We start from the raw sequence: 316 nt of genomic DNA, 5'->3' as shown, positions 1-316 counted from the left end.
GAAAAGCATCGACGCGAGGTTTTAGCCGCCCGTACCCCAAACCGACACAGGTGATCAGGTAGAGAATACTAAGGCGATCGAGAGAATTATGGTTAAGGAACTCGGCAAAATGCCCCCGTAACTTCGGGAGAAGGGGGGCCCCAACCTTGAACGGACTACGCGTCCGGGAGGGGATCGGGGCCGCAGAGACCAGGGGGAAGCGACTGTTTACTAAAAACACAGGTCCGTGCGAAGTCGCAAGACGATGTATACGGACTGACTCCTGCCCGGTGCTGGAAGGTTAAGAGGACCGGTTAGCCTCACGGCGAAGCTGAGA

At 56.6% G+C, this 316-nt stretch carries 1 rRNA gene; it reads left to right on the top strand.

What is annotated here, in order from left to right:
• Positions 1-316 (top strand): 23S ribosomal RNA (locus DXK94_RS17865); the annotation flags it as partial.

Origin of the sequence: Arthrobacter sp. RT-1 (assembly GCF_003367205.1) — a bacterium.
In the GTDB taxonomy this organism is placed as follows: domain Bacteria; phylum Actinomycetota; class Actinomycetes; order Actinomycetales; family Micrococcaceae; genus Arthrobacter.
This window is presented reverse-complemented; position numbering and strand designations above follow the sequence as displayed.